Annotated in this window: 12 protein-coding genes; 6 read left to right on the top strand and 6 right to left on the bottom strand. The window is 74.1% G+C overall.

What is annotated here, in order from left to right:
- Window positions 1-3: 3 nt before the first annotated feature.
- The 4 genes from JKJ07_RS25170 to JKJ07_RS25155 are packed head-to-tail and all read left to right on the top strand — an operon-like array spanning window position 4 to window position 7,365.
- Window positions 4-891, top strand: coding sequence for an ABC transporter ATP-binding protein (locus JKJ07_RS25170; RefSeq protein ID WP_202994229.1), 888 nt, complete (start codon window positions 4-6; stop codon window positions 889-891).
- The gene (locus JKJ07_RS25165) at window positions 888-1,565 is read left to right on the top strand and encodes an ABC transporter ATP-binding protein (RefSeq protein ID WP_202994228.1); all 678 of its coding nucleotides are present in this window, start codon (window positions 888-890) and stop codon (window positions 1,563-1,565) included. Before JKJ07_RS25170 ends, JKJ07_RS25165 begins: the two co-directional genes overlap by 4 nt.
- Window positions 1,565-4,684 (top strand): FtsX-like permease family protein, encoded by a 3,120-nt coding sequence (locus JKJ07_RS25160; protein WP_202994227.1) that lies wholly within the window; start codon window positions 1,565-1,567, stop codon window positions 4,682-4,684. The genes JKJ07_RS25165 and JKJ07_RS25160 overlap by 1 nt, the downstream gene beginning before the upstream one ends.
- The gene (locus JKJ07_RS25155; protein ID WP_202994226.1) at window positions 4,681-7,365 is read left to right on the top strand and encodes an FtsX-like permease family protein; all 2,685 of its coding nucleotides are present in this window, start codon (window positions 4,681-4,683) and stop codon (window positions 7,363-7,365) included. The genes JKJ07_RS25160 and JKJ07_RS25155 overlap by 4 nt, the downstream gene beginning before the upstream one ends.
- A gap of 15 nt (window positions 7,366-7,380) precedes the next feature.
- On the opposite strand, the gene JKJ07_RS25150 is transcribed toward JKJ07_RS25155, so the two are convergent.
- Both JKJ07_RS25150 and JKJ07_RS25145 read right to left on the bottom strand, forming a co-directional pair.
- Complete coding sequence (locus JKJ07_RS25150) at window positions 7,381-8,052, bottom strand: SDR family NAD(P)-dependent oxidoreductase (RefSeq protein WP_202994225.1); 672 nt, start codon at window positions 8,050-8,052, stop codon at window positions 7,381-7,383.
- Window positions 8,049-8,540: a cupin domain-containing protein gene (locus JKJ07_RS25145; protein WP_202994224.1), complete on the bottom strand. Its 492-nt coding sequence runs from the start codon at window positions 8,538-8,540 to the stop codon at window positions 8,049-8,051. The genes JKJ07_RS25150 and JKJ07_RS25145 overlap by 4 nt, the downstream gene beginning before the upstream one ends.
- An 87-nt stretch (window positions 8,541-8,627) precedes the next feature.
- Between JKJ07_RS25145 and JKJ07_RS25140 the strand changes: the two genes are divergently transcribed.
- Window positions 8,628-9,113 carry a MarR family winged helix-turn-helix transcriptional regulator gene (locus tag JKJ07_RS25140; protein ID WP_307834398.1) on the top strand — a complete coding sequence of 162 codons (486 nt, stop codon included), beginning with the start codon at window positions 8,628-8,630 and terminating at the stop codon, window positions 9,111-9,113.
- Window positions 9,114-9,270: 157 nt separating this feature from the next.
- Here JKJ07_RS25140 and JKJ07_RS25135 read toward each other — a convergent pair whose 3' ends face one another.
- The 3 genes from JKJ07_RS25135 to JKJ07_RS25125 are packed head-to-tail and all read right to left on the bottom strand — an operon-like array spanning window position 9,271 to window position 11,836.
- Window positions 9,271-9,888 carry a GNAT family N-acetyltransferase gene (locus JKJ07_RS25135; RefSeq protein WP_202994223.1) on the bottom strand — a complete coding sequence of 206 codons (618 nt, stop codon included), beginning with the start codon at window positions 9,886-9,888 and terminating at the stop codon, window positions 9,271-9,273.
- A gap of 53 nt (window positions 9,889-9,941) precedes the next feature.
- Window positions 9,942-10,604, bottom strand: coding sequence for a response regulator transcription factor (locus tag JKJ07_RS25130; RefSeq protein WP_236029858.1), 663 nt, complete (start codon window positions 10,602-10,604; stop codon window positions 9,942-9,944).
- The gene (locus JKJ07_RS25125) at window positions 10,592-11,836 is read right to left on the bottom strand and encodes a sensor histidine kinase (RefSeq protein ID WP_307834397.1); all 1,245 of its coding nucleotides are present in this window, start codon (window positions 11,834-11,836) and stop codon (window positions 10,592-10,594) included. Before JKJ07_RS25125 ends, JKJ07_RS25130 begins: the two co-directional genes overlap by 13 nt.
- Window positions 11,837-11,970: 134 nt before the next feature.
- On the opposite strand from JKJ07_RS25125, the gene JKJ07_RS25120 reads away from it, so the two are divergent.
- Complete coding sequence (locus JKJ07_RS25120) at window positions 11,971-12,855, top strand: CPBP family intramembrane glutamic endopeptidase (protein ID WP_202994221.1); 885 nt, start codon at window positions 11,971-11,973, stop codon at window positions 12,853-12,855.
- A gap of 5 nt (window positions 12,856-12,860) precedes the next feature.
- Here JKJ07_RS25120 and JKJ07_RS25115 read toward each other — a convergent pair whose 3' ends face one another.
- The gene (locus JKJ07_RS25115) at window positions 12,861-14,936 is read right to left on the bottom strand and encodes an alpha-galactosidase (RefSeq protein WP_202994220.1); all 2,076 of its coding nucleotides are present in this window, start codon (window positions 14,934-14,936) and stop codon (window positions 12,861-12,863) included.
- Between the last annotated feature and the right edge of the window lie 2 nt (window positions 14,937-14,938).

Here is a 14,938-nt window from a genome sequence, read left to right as displayed (position 1 = left end):
ACAATGACGAGTGCGCCGGTGCCCGGCGACGGCGCACTGATCGAGTGCGAGAGCCTCGTCCGCATCTATCAGACCGGCCCGATCGAGGTCCAGGCGCTGCAGGGCCTCGACCTGGTCGTCGAGCGCGGCGAGATGGTGGCCGTCGTCGGCGCGTCCGGCTCCGGCAAGTCGACCCTGCTGTCGATCCTGGCCGGCACCGATGCGCCGACCGCCGGCCGGGCCCGGGTCGACCGGTGGGACCTGCTGGCGATGTCGCGGGCCGACCGGGTGCGCTACCGCCGCCACACCGTCGGCTTCGTGCGGCAGCAGACGGCCAGCAACCTGATCCCCTACCTGACCGCCCAGCAGATGGTCGACCTGCCGATGACGGTCGCCGGCGTCCCCGCCCGGGAGCGTCGCGAGCGCAGCGGCGAGCTGCTCGACGCGCTGGGGGTCGGCGCACTGGCCCACCGCCGCCCCGGCCAGCTCTCCGGCGGGCAGCAGATGCGGGTCGCCATCGCCGTCGCCCTGGCCAACAAGCCGCACGTGCTGCTGGCCGACGAGCCGACCGGCGAGCTCGACACCGCCACCTCGGCCGAGGTCTTCGCCGGGCTGCGTGACGTCAACCGCGACCTCGGCGTCACCGTTGTCGTCGTCACCCACGACCCCGCCGTCAGCGGCCAGGTCGAGCGCACGGTGGCCATCCGCGACGGGCGCACCAGCAGCGAGGTGCTGCGCCGCACGACCACCGCCGACGACGGCGGCACCCACGTCATCGCCGAGGAGTACGCCGTGATGGACCGGGCCGGGCGCATCCAGGTGCCCCGCGACTATCGCGAGGCGCTCGCGCTCACCCGGCGGGTCCGGCTCGCGCTCGAGCCCGACCACATCACGATCCGGCCCGACGCATGAGCGAGGCGCTGCTCTCGGTCCGGGGCGTCAACCGTACGTTCGGCGCCGGCCCGGCCGCCGTGCACGCCCTGCGCGACGTGTCGTTCGACGTCGAGCCGGGCACGATGGTGGCCCTGGTCGGCCGGTCCGGCTCGGGCAAGACCACGCTGCTCAACGTGATCGGCGGCCTCGACCGGCCCGACTCCGGCACGGTCGTCGTCGACGGGCTCGACCTCGGCGGCCTCGACGAGGACGGCCTGTCCCGGCTGCGGCGCGAGCGGGTCTCGTACATCTTCCAGACCTTCGGCCTGATCCCGGTGCTGTCGGCGGCCGAGAACGTCGGCGTGCCGCTGCGCCTGGCCCGGGCCGCCCCGGCCGAGCGCGAGCAACGGGTGGCCCTGCTGCTCGACCTGGTCGGGCTGGCCGACCACGCCCAGCAGCGGCCGGGCGAGCTCTCCGGCGGCCAGCAGCAGCGGGTGGCGATCGCCCGCGCCCTGGCCGCCTCGCCCCGCCTGCTCATCGCCGACGAGCCCACCGGCCAGCTCGACGCCGAGACCGGCCTGGCGGTGATGGCGCTGCTGCGCGGGGTGGTCGAGTCGGAGGGCGTGACGGCCGTCGTCGCCACGCACGACCCGGTCATGATGGCGTTGGCCGACCGGGTCGTCCACATCGCCGACGGCCACGTGACGCCGTAGTGCTCACCCTAGTCACCCGCCGGGCCCGGGCCCAGTGGCCGCTGCTGCTGTCGCTGCTGGCCACTCTCGTCGTCGGCACGACCCTGCTCGGCACGAGCACGCTGCTGATCACCCGCACCTCCGAGCGGTCGGTCGAGGTCGCGGCCTCGCGGGCCGACCCGGACGACGTCGCCGTCACCGCGTACGTGGCGGGCGTGTCGGCGGGCAACGCGCGGTCGGTCGCGGCGGACACCCGCGCAGTGCTGACCTCGGCCGTCGCGCCGTTCGAGGCGACCACCGTGAGCCGGGCGTCGTCGGTGATGCGCGAGCTGCCCGTGGGCGGCAAGGACGGCGGCGGCTACCTGGCCGCGATCGAGGACCTGCCGTCGCGGGCCACGCTGGTGTCCGGGCGCTGGCCGCGCGCCGGGGCGGCGATCCGGGAGGCGGCCGTCCTGCAGAGCACCGCCCGGCTGCTCGGGCTCAAGACCGGCGACCGGGTCCGGCTCGGCACCGAGTTCGGCCGGTCACCCAACGGGCCGGTCGACGTGCGGGTGGTGGCCGTCGTCCGGCCGCGGCAGGACGCGGGCTGGGAACGCGACCCGCTCGGCGGGGCCGGCTTCGCGGCCGACCCGCCCGAGAGCACGTCGGCCCGCCCCGTCCGGGCGTACGGGCCGTTCCTGGTCGACCTGGGCGATCTGCTGTCGGGCGGGTCGGCGCTGGGCCGGCTCGAGGTCTCGGCCCGCCCCGACCTGTCCGACCCGACCAGCCGCGAGCTCGACCGGATCACCGCCGCGCTGCTGCGGGCCGACCGCAAGCTGAGCGGCACGCTGGGCGACCGCATCGAGATCGAGCGCGTCGCGTCGCCGCTGCCCCAGGTGCTGATCGGCGCGCGCAACCAGCGGCAGCTCACCTCGGGCGCGGTCCTCGCCCTGGCGCTGATCGGGCTGCTGCTCACGGCGATCGCGCTCGCCCTGGCCGGCCGGTTGACGACCGCCGTCCGTACGGGGGAAACGGATCTGCTCGGCGCCCTCGGCACCAGCCGTCGCCAGCTCCTCGCGAGCGCGGCGGTCGAGGCGGGTGGCATCGCGGTCGTCGCCTTCGTGCTCGCGGTGCCGGCCTCGTCGCTGCTCTTCGCGGGCGTGACCCACCTGCCCCCGCTGGCCGGGGCCGGGCTCGAGGCCGCCTTCACCGTGACCGGCACGCAGCTGCTCGTGGTGGCCTGCGCGGCGGTCGCCCTGGCCGGGTTGCACATCCTGCTCGCGGCGGCCCGGCCCGCGAACGGCGGCCGCGATCGTCGCGAACTGCTCGCCCGCTCGGGCCTCGACCTGCTGCTCGTGGCCCTGGCCGGGGTGGGCTGGTGGCAGCTGCGGGCCCAGCCCGCCGGGGCCGGCTATCAGGCGGACACCGTACGGGTCCTGGCCCCCGCCCTGATCCTGGCGGCCGGGGCGGCGGTCGCGCTCCGCCTGCTGCCGCCCCTGCTGCGCGGGGCCGAACGGTTCGCCGGACGGGCCCGCGGCCTCACCTGGTCGCTGGCCGCCGCCGGGGCCGCGCGCCGCCCACAGGCCATGGCGGCCGGGCTGCTGATCTGCCTGGGCTGCGCGGCCGCCACGTTCGGGACGGCGTTCGACTCGACCTGGCACTCCTCGCAGCGCGACCAGGCCGACCTGTCCGTCGGCGCCGACCTCGCCCTCACCCTCACCTCGGTGCCGGTGGCCGGGCAGAGCGCGGCGGTGGGGGCGGCCACCGGGGGCACGGTCAGCCCGGTGGCCCGGCAGAACATCGTGGTCGGCCAGTGGCTCGGCGGCCCCGACACCACCCCGCAGGTCGTCGCCGTCGACACCCGTACGGCCGGGGATTTGATGCGCGGCCGTGGTCCCGACTGGGCTTCGGAGACGGGTCCGCTGCGGCCCCCGGCGCCGATCACCGGAGCGCCGCTGCCCCGCAACGCTGCCTTGGCCCTCACCGGGTCGGCCACCGGTGACAGTCCGGTCCTCGTGACCCCCCAGTTGCTGCTGCAGGACCCGAGCGGACTTCGGACGAGTTGCGCCGCCGACCCGGCCCCGCTGGACGGCCGCCCGCACGCCGTCACCGGCTGCGCGCCCGTCGACGGGCTGCGGCTGATCGGGGTCGCGCTGCCGATCATCGGCGAGTCCGGCGTGCAGCGCGTGAGCGGCATCGACGCCACGCTGACCCTGCCCGCCGCCGGACCGGCCGGTCCGCCGTGGACGGTGCGGTCCGCCTCCCCCGCCACGAACCAGCTGACCGGCGAGAAGGTCACGTTCGACGGCCGGCGGCTCCACCTGAGTGTCGCCGCGAGCTTCGCCAACCCCACCCCGTCGAGCCGGGTGCTGGTGGCCACCGCGTTCCCCGACCCCGGCCCGATGCCGGTCGTCGTCTCGGCCCAGCTGGCCGCCAACGTGGGCGCCACCCGCGGCGCCGAACTGACCTTCGCCGTCGACCAGACCGCGGTGGACGCGGTTGTCAGCGACATCGTGCCGCAGGTGCCGTCGGCGCCCGGGGCCCCGGTCGTGCTGGCCGACATCGACTGGCTCACCCGGATCCTCGCGGTCAAGGGCAACGTGAACTCGCCGGTGACCGCGTGGTGGGCCGCCGACCCGGCCCCCGGCGCGACCGCCCGGCTCGGCGACCTGCGGCTGGGGACGGTCGTGACCCGCGACGGGGAGGCCGACCGCCTCATCGGCAGCCCGTTGCGCGCCTCCTACCCGGCCGTGCTGCGGGTGCTGGTCGTGGCCGCGGCCCTCCTGCTGCTGGGCGGGGTGCTGCTGCACGTGGTGACCGACATGCAGGCCCGGGCGGTCGAGGTGGCCCGGCTGCGCGGTCTCGGGGTGTCCCGGCACGGCATCCGCACCGCGCTGATCGGCGAGCAGGCCGCGGTCGTGCTGCCCCTGCTCGTGGCCGGGGCCGGGGTCGGCGCGCTGGCCTCCTACTTGGTGGCGCCGCTGCTGATCCGCTCCGAGACGGGCGCGGCGGCCGTCCCGCCGGCCACCGCGTACTGGCCTTGGGGCGCCGAGTTGCTGCTGCTGGCCGTGCTGATCGCCGCCTGCGCCCTGACCGTCGGCGTCGCCGTCTTCGTCCAGGCCCGCCGGGCCGACGCCGCGCACCTGCGAGTCGCGTCGTGATCGCCCTGCACTGGCCCAGCATCCGCGGGCGGGCCCGGGCCGACCTGGGTCCGCTGCTGCTGGTCGCCCTGGTGGTCGCGGCCGTCGTGCTGCTGGCCGGGGCGACGCCGCCGCTGATCCGGTCGACCTCGGACGACGCCACCCGCGAGGCGGTCCGGCGGGCGGCCGACGACGCCGCCGTCCGGGTCGAGGCCGAGTGGCCCGACGACTACGGGCCCACCGGCGGCCGCCTGCGCACCCCCGAACTGGCCATCGACGTCGCCAACGTAGGCACGCGGGCCGAGGGCGAGCTCGACGAGAGCCTGCGGTCGGCGCTCCAACCCCCGGTCACGTCCGTCTCGAGCATCTCGCTGGCCATCACCGACGGCAGCGTCCAGCGGCGGCTCCAGCTCGAATACCTCAGCACGGCCACCGGCGAACCCGCGGTCACCTGGGTCGCCGGGCGCGCGCCGGGCGCCTCGACCGACGACGAGTTCCGCGAGATCCCGCTCAACGGCCCGCCCTGGCCCGTACAGGTGGGGTTGTCGGAGACCGACGCCGCCGCGCTGGGCGTGAAGCCGGGCGACCGGATCCCGGTCCAGGACGAGCAGCGCAACCCCTACGACGTACGGGTGACCGGGGTCTTCCGGCCCGCCGACGTCAACGATCCCGTGTGGGGCCCGGCGCCCTGGGTGCTGCAACCGGCCGCCAACCGCGACGGCTTCGGCAGCACCCGCTTCGGCGCCCTGCTCACGGCCGAGTCCGTGCCCGACGCCCGGCTCGCCTTCCGCACCGACCAGCTGCGCCGCGTGGTCCGCTTCGACGCCGACCCGGCCGGGCTGACGTGGGAGAAGGCGCAGGCCCTGGCCGCCTCGGTCGCCCGGTTGAAGGGCGGCTCGGCCGTCTCGGCGGAACGCGACCCGTCGCTCAAGTGGTCGACCCAGCTCGACAACGTGCTGAGCGACCTGCGCGACCAGATCGCCTCCACCACCGCCCAGGCGTCGGTGCTGCTGATCGCGGTGCTGGCGGTGGCCCTGCTGGTGATCGCGCTCGCCGCCGACCTGCTGACCCACCGCCGTACGGGGGCCCTGACCACGGCCCGCCACCGGGGCGCCTCCCTGCCTGGCCTCGCCACCGAACTGGCCGTCGAGTCGCTGGCCGTGACCGTGCCCGCCGCCCTGCTCGGCCTCGCCCTGGCCTTCGTGCTGGCCGGCGGCGCCGCCCTGACCTGGGTCGTGCCGTTCGTGGTGGTCGTGGTGTGCGCCCTCCCCGCCTTCGGCACCCTCGCCGCCGCCCGCGCCACCCGCGACCGCCGGGCCCCCGCCAACCGCAGCGCCCGCCACTGGATCCGCCGCACCGAGGTGATCCGCCGCTTCGCCGTCGACGCCGCCGTGGTCGCCCTCGCGGCCGCCTCGCTCGTCGCGCTGCGCCAGCGTGGCGTCGGCTCCACGGTCGACCTGCCCGCCGCCGCGCCCGCCCTCGGCGCGCTGGCCGTCACCCTGCTCGTCGCCCGCCTGCTGCCGCTCGGCACCGGCCTGGCGCTGCGGCTGGCCCTGCGCTCCCGGCGCCCGCTGGCCCTCTTCGGCGCCGCGCGGGCCGCCGCCGCCTCGTCGCGGGCCCTGCCCGCGCTGACTCTGACCGCCGCGCTCGCCCTGGGTTCGTTCGCCCTGACCCTGTACGCCACCGCCGATCGCGGGCTGGCCGAGGGCGCCTGGCAGACCACCGGGGCCGACGCCCGCCTGGACCTGAGTTCCGGCTCCGGTTCCGGCTCTGCGGACGACGTCGCGGCCCGGGCCGCCGCCGCGCCCGGCGTCCGGCACGTGGTCGCGGCCCAGGTGACCGAGAACGCCCAGTTCATCGCCGACAACACCGCCGTGCCGGCCCGGCTGATCGTCGTGGACACCGCGGCCTTCCGCGAGCTGCTGGCCGACACCCCACTACCCGGCCTGCCCGCATTGCCCACCGCGACCGACGGCGGCCCGGTGCCGGCCCTGGTCCGTACGGGCGACGGCAGCCTCTCCCCCGGCGTGCGGTTCAGCCTGCCCGTGGTGACCAACCAGGCGATCGCCCTGACCGCCGCCGGCACCGCACCCGCCCTGGGCTCCGGCGACGACGTGGTCGTGATCGACGCCGGGGCGGCCGGCCCGGAATACGAGCCCAACACGATCTGGGCCACCGGCCCCGGCGCCGCCGACGCGCTGCGGAAAGCCGCCCCCGGTGATCGGGTGACCGTCCGCGCCGACCTGCTGCACGACCGCCGGACGGCCCCGCTGACCGAGGGCCTGTCCCGCCTGTGCCTGCTGACGGCCGGAATCCTGCTGGCCCTGGGCCTGCTCGGCTTCGCCTTGGCCGCGGCGGCGAGCGCCCCGCAACGGTGGGAGACGTTGGCCCGGCTGCGCACCCTGGGGCTGCGCCCCCGCGACACCCGCCGGGTGGCCGTGGGTGAACTGCTGCCGCCGGTGGTGGTCGCGGCCCTTTGCGCCCCGCCGCTGGGGGCCCTGCTGGGGTGGCTCACTCTCGGCCCGCTGGCGCTGCGCCTGCTGACAGCCCAAGCGACCGACCCGGTCACGGTCACCCCGTGGTGGACGATCACCGTCGTCACCGTCGTCGCCCTCGCCGTGGCCCTGCCCGCGATCGTCGCCGTCGAAGCGTCATCGCGCCGCCGGCGCCGCCTCAGTGAGGTCCTACGAGTCGGCGGCTGACCGGCAGCCTCCCCCTCATACTTTCTCCTCCACCGGCACGAGGAACTCCCCGGCCGGCGCGGGCTCGCCGGTGACCGTGGAGACGATCAGCTCGGCAACCCTCTCCGGCGCGGCGGCGTGCGCCAGCAGCTGAGGCGGCAGGACCGCCTTGTTGGCCGCGGTCGCGATGAGGCTCGGCAGGACGACCGCCACCCGGATTCCCTGCGGGCGCAATTCCAGGTCGAGAACGCGCCCGAGGTGAGCCAGGGCTGCCTTCGTGCTGCCGTAGGCGGCGCTGCCCGCGGCGGGTTCGATACCCGCCCGAGCTCCGACATGGACGATGGCCCCCTCGCCCCGGCCGATCATGTGCGGGGCGACGGCCTGGGTCAACCAGAGCGCCGGGCCGACGTTCACGCTCATCAGGGCGGCCAGGCTCTCCGGAGTCACCGACATGAAGTCGCCAAGGGCGTGCGCACCAACGGTGTTGACCAGAACGTCGGGCACGCCGAACCGGGCCACGATCCGATCGATGAGCGGTTTGGCCGCCGCCGGATCCGTGACGTCGGCGACCTCGGCCGCCAGGTCGCCCACCTTGCCGGCGCTACGGTCCACCGCGACCACCTCGAAGCCCGCCTCACGCAGGGCGACCACGGTGGCCCGGCCGAGCCCGCCACCCGCCCCCGCGACGACGGCGCGCCGCGTGCTCATCGCCCCTCCGGCAGCATGATGTCGCCGGTGCGCTCGACGATGTCCGTCAGCCGGGCGAAGCGTTCCGGAGTCCAGTTCTCGGGCCGCTGCCCCGGGATCGGATCGTCCGCACCCTCCAGAAACAGGTCTTCGGGCCCGGCCGGCGTGAAGAGGAAGACCAGGCGGGCATCCGTCTTCTCCAGATTCTTGAACCGGTGCCGATGGTTGCGCGGAATGTAGACGAACGACCCCGGCTCCGCGATGAACGTCCGCTCGCCGTCGAGAAACTCGAGCGCCCCGTCGATCAGATAGAAGGCCTCATCCGAATGCGGGTGCAGGTGGGCCACCGGCCCGCCACCCGGGGGAACGAGCGCCTCCATGAACGCCAGCGAGCCGTTGGTCTCGGCCTTGGTCGCCTTGAACGTGAGGACGTCCCCCGACATCCACTTGACCAGCCCCTCGCCGGCAGGAACGTGCAGCACCCCGGACTCGCTACTCACCACTGTCATACCGTGTATGTTTGTACAAACAAACAGATCATGCAAGATTGAAAGCTGAAGCCCGTGCCCCTCTACCGCCTTGATAGCCTGCAAAACGTGACGGCGGACGCGGCAGACCCTCAGCCGCTGAGTCCGGACGAGGACGCCGCGTGGCGGGCGCTCACCCGCATCATCGTGGCGCTCCCCCGCATCATGGACGCCGACCTGCTCGACCGGGCCAAGCTGACGCTCAACGAATACCTCGTGCTGATGTTCCTCTCCGAGGCGCCCGGACGCGCCCTGCGCATGTCGGAGCTGGCCGACCTGGTGCAGATCAGCTTCAGCGGCCTCACCCGCCTGATCGAACGCCTGGAACGCGACAACACCGTCCGCCGCGAGAAAATCGCCCAGGACGGCCGAGGCAGCCGCGCAGTCCTGACCGACGCCGGCTTCGCCCGCCTCCAGTCCGCCTGGCCGGCCCACCTCGAAAGCGTCCGCCGCATCGTCATGGACCACCTCACCGGCGTCGACCTCCCGGCCCTGACCGCCGCCCTCACCGCCATCATCGACGACAACCCACCCAGCAACCGCCGCTCCCGCTGACTCCGGCCCACCAACCGCCGCCCCCCGCTGATCCCGGCCCACCAACCGCCGCCGTCGCGGTCAACGGCCCAGCAACCGCCGCCCCGCCCACCAACCGTCGCCCCCGCTGACCCCGGCCCACCAACTGCCGCGGCCACCAGCGGGACCGGCGCGGCTCCTACTTCTCGGGTGACCGCCGCATCGTCAAGTACGCCGGGCCGCCCGGAAACAGCTCCCCGAACGGACGGGTCACCACGAACCCGAAGCGCGTGTAGAAGTCGACGTTGGCCGGGTCGGAGGTGTGCAGCCCGACCGCCGCACCCTCGGCGTCGGCCCGCACCAACGCCGGCTCGACCAGGCGACGTCCCACGCCCCGCCGCTGGGCCGACGGCTCGATGCCCAGGGCGATCAGATACCACCCGTCGGGGATGTCCGCGTCCAGCGCGGCCCCGGTGCGCAACCACGAACGGGCCCGGCCCCCGGCGGCCAGCAACGCGACCGTGAGCGCGGGCGTCATCCGCGCCCTGCGCCCGGCCGAGGCGGGCCAGGCCCCCGGCGGCATCCAAAGGGCCGTCCCGACGACGCGGTCGCCGATCAGCGCGACGTCGAGGCGACCGTGGCGCGCCGTGTCCCGAACCGTCGTCTCGAGGAAGGGCCGCAGCACCCGCCGGCGCTGCCCGGGACGCGGGAACAGGTGCCGGAACGCCGGATACTCGGCGTGGCTCCGGACGAGCACACGAGCCGCCGCCCGGGCCGACGCCGTGCCCGCCGTCTCGATCCGCACCGCCTGGTCCACCGGCCTCAGCGTAGGCGACGGAGGACCCCACGTATGCCCTACCTCGGCGACGGCTATGGCGGGTCACCGCGCAGGTAGGTGAGTGCGGCCAGCACGCGGCGGTTGGTGTCGTCGTCGGGTGGGAGGGCGAACTTGGCCAGGATGTTCCCGACGTGCTTGCCGATGGAGGCCTCCGACAGTGAAAGCCGCCGCGCGATCGCCGCATTGGACTGCCCCTCCGCCACCAGGGCAAGCACCTCTCGCTCCCGCGTGGACAGCAGCGACACCGGATCGTTGCGCCGGGCCAGCAGTCGCTTCACCACCTCGGGATCGATCACCGTCTCGCCCGCGACAACCCGCCGCAGCGAGTTCACGAAATCCTCGACGTCGACCACGCGATCTTTCAGCAAGTAGCCGACATGCCCGCCCGACTCGATCAGCTCGGTCGCGTAGCCCTCCTGCACGAACTGGCTGAGCGCCACGACCGCCAGCCCCGGATGAGCACGCCTCAGTCGTACGGCGGCCCGCAGCCCCTCATCGGTGAAGCTCGGCGGCATCCGGATGTCGGTGATCACAAGATCGGGACCGACTTCAGCCACCGCGGCTTGCAACGCCTCGCCGTCGCCGACCGCGGCCACCACCTCGAACCCGAATCGCCCCAGCAGCCCGGCCAAACCCTCCCGCAGAAGAACACCGTCCTCCGCGAGCACTACTCTCACCGGCTTCAGCTCGTCCATGGCAACTCCACTCGGACCTTGGTCGGGCCGCCGGGCGGGCTGGCGAGCAACATGCGGCCCTCGGCGACGGCAGCCCGGTCGGCCAGGCCGGTCAACCCCGTGCCGCGGTCCGGATCGGCTCCGCCACGACCGTCGTCGCGCACCTCGACGATCAGCCTCCCCTTGCTCTCTCGGGCCTCGACGACGGCGGTGGTGGCTCCGCTGTGCTTGGCCACATTGGCCAGGGCCTCGGCCACGACGAAGTAGGCCGTGGCCTCCACATGCTCGGGCGGCCGGGACGGCAACTCGGCGTGGACCTGCACCGGGATCGGCGCCTGCCCCGCGAGATCGCGCAGGGCGGCCGGCAGCCCGAGGTCGGTGAGCACCTGGGGGCGGATGCCGTGGATGAGCTCGCGCAACTCCTCCATCAGCTCCTTGGCCTGTTTGTGGGCGGTGGCCACCGGTCCCGAGGCCGGCGAGTCGTCGGGCAGGTCGAGCTGGGCCAGGCCGAGCTGCAGCGTGAGGCCGACCAGCTTCTGCTGCGCGCCGTCGTGCAGGTCGCGCTCGATGCGGCGGCGCTCGGCCTCGAAGGCGTCGGCCAGCCGGGCCCGCGACTGCGACACCTCGACGAGCTCCGCGCGCAGCTCCTCTCCCGATCCCGTGTGCAGCAAGGCACGAGCTGCCGCCGCATGGGCCCCGGCCGTGGCCACGATCAGGTAGGGCATCGCGACGAGGGCCACGACGCCGACGATCGCATAAGGCACCGCCTGGCCGGGGCTGGCGATGGTGAGCACGGCGAACGAGATCGGGCCGTCGTCGACCAGCAGCGGGCTGAGCGCGAGCACCACGACCAGGATCTCGATGACGGCCAGCACGCCGTAGACCACAGGGACCGCGGTCACGAGCAGGACCGCGTAGGCGAATCGCCGCCACCGTGAGGGGCTGAGTCGCAGCAGCCGGCTGTCGGCGATGCGCAGCCGCCGCTGCTCGAGCCGGGCCAGCGGCCAGGCGACATAGGGGCCGAGACCGACCAGCAGAATCGCGCCCGCGATCAGAAGAAGGAGTGCTTCCAGGGCGTCGGTGCGCCCGGTGGTCAGCCGGCGGATCAGGATGATCCACGGCGCCGCGAACAACCCGAGCGGCACCGCCGTCACCACGATGAGGGGGACGCTGGTCACGAGGAAGGCGAGCGATCGCCACGGCCACGAGGTGGTGAGGAAGCGACGACTTCGCATTGCGGTGAGTGCGGACACGGGGGCCAAGCTAGCCGGGCCTCGCCGGCCCGCCCAAGGGGTTTGGCCATACATCTGGGGTATGCCTAGCTATACCTCAAGACGGTGCCTAGACGTAGTGCTGCGGCCCTGTCCACCGTGGTCTGCTTCCGGCCATGACTTTCCCGCAACGACGTCCACTCGTCACCTTCTTTCTGCTCGCGTTCGGCCTGACCTGGCTGTTCTGGCTGCCCTATGTGCTGTCGGCCAACGGATTGGGCGTCCTGCCCTGGCGGTTCCCGGCCGTGCTCGGCAGCTCGCAGACGCTGGGCGTGCTGCCGGGCGCCTATCTGGGCCCGATCACCTCGGCCCTGCTCGTCACGGCATTAACCGAGGGCCGGTCGGGCCTGCGCCGGTGGGCGCGACGCCTGGTCCGATGGCGAGTCGGCCTCCGGTGGTATGCGGGGGTGCTGCTGGTCGTGCCGGCCGCCGCCGTCGCGTCGACGTTCCTGCTGCCCGGTGCCGTGGACGCGGCGGCCTGGCCCGCCCTGTCCGTGTTAGCCGGCTACCTGCCGCTGCTGGTTCTTCAGGTGCTGACCACCGGGCTGGCCGAGGAGCCGGGCTGGCGTGACTTCGCCCAGCCGCGGATCCAGGCGCGGTTCGGCCCGCTGCCGGGCTCGCTGCTGCTCGGCCCGCTGTGGGGCGCCTGGCATCTGCCGCTGTTCTTCTCCGAGTGGGCGGGCTGGCCCGACGTCGACTGGTCGATGCCGGCCGAGTTCGTGCTCGGCTCGACCCTGCTGAGCATCGTGCTGACGTGGGTGTTCAACCGCAGCGAAAGCCTGCCGCTGGTCATGCTGGTGCACGCGAATGTCAACACGGTGTTCTCGCTGCTCTGGCCGGAGGTCTTCCCGCGTCTCGACCTGTTCCGCGATTCGCTGCACGCCATGGTCCTCAGCGCCGGCCTGGCTGCCCTGGTCCTGATCGTGGCGACGCGAGGCAGGCTCGGCCTGGCGCGCGCCGACGTCATCGAGCCACGGATGACGCCGGCGATGAACGGATAGCAGGTTCAGACCGCGTCGACCGTGAACAGCGCAGCCTGTTGCGGGGTCAGCAGGCCCGGTGGCAAGCCGGCCTCGATCAGCAGCCGGCCCGGCAGGGTGACCGAGCCGGTGGCCAGCCACGGGGGCGGGGCGTCCTGCAGGGTGCGCGGCGGGCCGCCGAGCTCGAGCGGCCGCACGGTGTAGCGGCGGTCGGGGTCGAGACCCGGAAAGCGTACGGGCTCAGGAACAGCGGAACGGGGGGCGCGCAACGTGACCAGGGCGAAGAGGGCCGTTCGCTGGTCGGGTGAGACAACCCCGTGGACAAGGCGACTCGGGTCGTCACCGTCGGAGCGGACCACCGTGCCGCTGTGGAGCAGGGAGCGACGTTGTTTGTATTCATGAACCCAGGCCGCGATCTGGGCTTGTTCGTCGGGCGCGGCCGTGGTCAGGTCCCATTCGATGCCCGCGTGGCCGAAGAGCGACGTGGCCAGGCGGAAGCCGAGCGCGCCGGTGCGGCCGGTGATGTGGGCCGTGGGCGCGCCGACATGAGAGCCGAGCAGCTCGGGCGGCATGAGAACGCTCGTCCACCGCTGGATCTGCTGGCGTTCCAGGGCGTCGTTGGTGTCGGAGGTCCAGAAGCGGTCGACGTGCTCGAGGATGCCCAGGTCGATGCGGGCCCCGCCGGAGGCACAGCTCTCGATCTCGACCGCGGGGAAGCGCCGCCGCAGCTCGGCCAGCAGCCGATACAGGGCGGTCGTCTGCCGGTGGGCCGAGCCTTCCTGCAGCAGATCCCGGTTGTGGTCCCACTTCACAAAGGCGATCTCGTACGTCGTGAGCAGCGCGCTGATGCTGTCGAGCAGGTAGTCGTAGGCGGCGGGCACGGCCAGATCGAGCACGAGCTGGTGCCGCCAGGTCGCTGCTTCGGGACCGCCCAGGATCCAGTCGGGGTGGGCGCGGGCCAGCTCGGAGTCGGGCGAGACCATCTCGGGCTCGAGCCACAGGCCGAACTCCATGCCGCGCTCGTGCACGACGTCGATCAGCGGGCCCAGGCCGTCGGGCCAGCGGGTGGGGTCGACCGTCCAGTCCCCCAGGGCACGCTTGTCGTCGGTGCGGCCCAGAAACCAGCCGTCGTCGAGCACGAACCGTTCGACGCCCACTGCCGCGGCGGCGTCGGCCAGCGCGGTCAGGCGGTCCAGCGAGTGGTCGAAATAGACGGCCTCCCAGGTGTTGAGCACCACCGGGCGGGGTTTGAGCGGCGCACGGCGCGACCGGATCCAGTCGTGCAGCCGCCGGGAGAGCCCGTCGATGCCGTCGGCCGAATACACCGCGACTGTCCACGGCGTCGTGTACTCGCCGCCCGGCGCGAGCCGCACCTCGCCCGGCGCCAGCAGCTCGCCCGCGCCAAGCACTGTCGCGCCGAGGGTCTGGCGTTCGGCCCAGAGTTCCTTGTCGCCGCTCCACGCCAGGTGCACGGCCCAGACCTCGCCCGAGCCGAAGGCGAACCCGGGCGTGCCCAGCATCATCGCGTACGGGTCGTCGTGCCCGGGCCGGCCGTGCCGGGTCTCACGCGACCACACCCCGTGGCCCAGCGGGGTGCGCTGCGGTTGCCGCTCGTAGGCCCACAGGCCCGCGAAGTCGAGCACCTCGGCGGCGCGCGACGGCACCGGCAGCACCACCCCGAGCGAGCCGAGGTCGAAGTCCGCCGCATCGGCGTTGGCCAGGGTGTGCCGCAACCGCAGGACGCCCTGCGGGCTCAGTTCGATCTCGGTGGTGACGCTCAGCGGGCCGGCCGACAGCGTCAGGATCGCCGAGCCCGGCGAGGGCTGGGCGGACGAGGTCAGCTCCCAGCGCGGGCGGCCGGGCGAGCCGGCGAAGGCGGGCCGCCCGCTCCAGCCGTCGCCCAGCGTGGGCAGCAGCGACAGCCGGGGCGGCGAGTCGAGCGAGCTGGGCGGCACGGCGGGCACGGCCGCGTCGGCGTACGCGGTCAGGTCGCCGTCGGTCAGGTCGCCCAGGGCGGCCCCCCAGTGCAGGACGGCGGGCGGCCGCGAGCCGCGGGCGTCCAGCACGAAACTGGTGCCCGCGGCCTGCAGGTGGATCAACAACG

The organism is Paractinoplanes lichenicola (assembly GCF_016785085.1).
GTDB classification, from domain to species: domain Bacteria; phylum Actinomycetota; class Actinomycetes; order Mycobacteriales; family Micromonosporaceae; genus Actinoplanes; species Actinoplanes lichenicola.
The sequence above is the reverse complement of the archived record's forward strand: the minus strand, read 5'-3'. Positions and strand labels throughout refer to the sequence as shown.

Bases quoted from the DNA above. Each gene is read 5' to 3' on its own strand.
- JKJ07_RS25170 (WP_202994229.1), top strand. From the start codon at position 4: ATGACGAGTGCGCCGGTGCCCGGCGACGGCGCACTGATCGAGTGCGAG.
- JKJ07_RS25165 (WP_202994228.1), top strand. From the start codon at position 888: ATGAGCGAGGCGCTGCTCTCGGTCCGGGGCGTCAACCGTACGTTCGGC.
- JKJ07_RS25150 (WP_202994225.1), bottom strand. From the start codon at position 8,052: ATGAGCACGCGGCGCGCCGTCGTCGCGGGGGCGGGTGGCGGGCTCGGC.
- JKJ07_RS25145 (WP_202994224.1), bottom strand. From the start codon at position 8,540: ATGACAGTGGTGAGTAGCGAGTCCGGGGTGCTGCACGTTCCTGCCGGC.
- JKJ07_RS25130 (WP_236029858.1), bottom strand. From the start codon at position 10,604: ATGGACGAGCTGAAGCCGGTGAGAGTAGTGCTCGCGGAGGACGGTGTT.
- JKJ07_RS25120 (WP_202994221.1), top strand. From the start codon at position 11,971: ATGACTTTCCCGCAACGACGTCCACTCGTCACCTTCTTTCTGCTCGCG.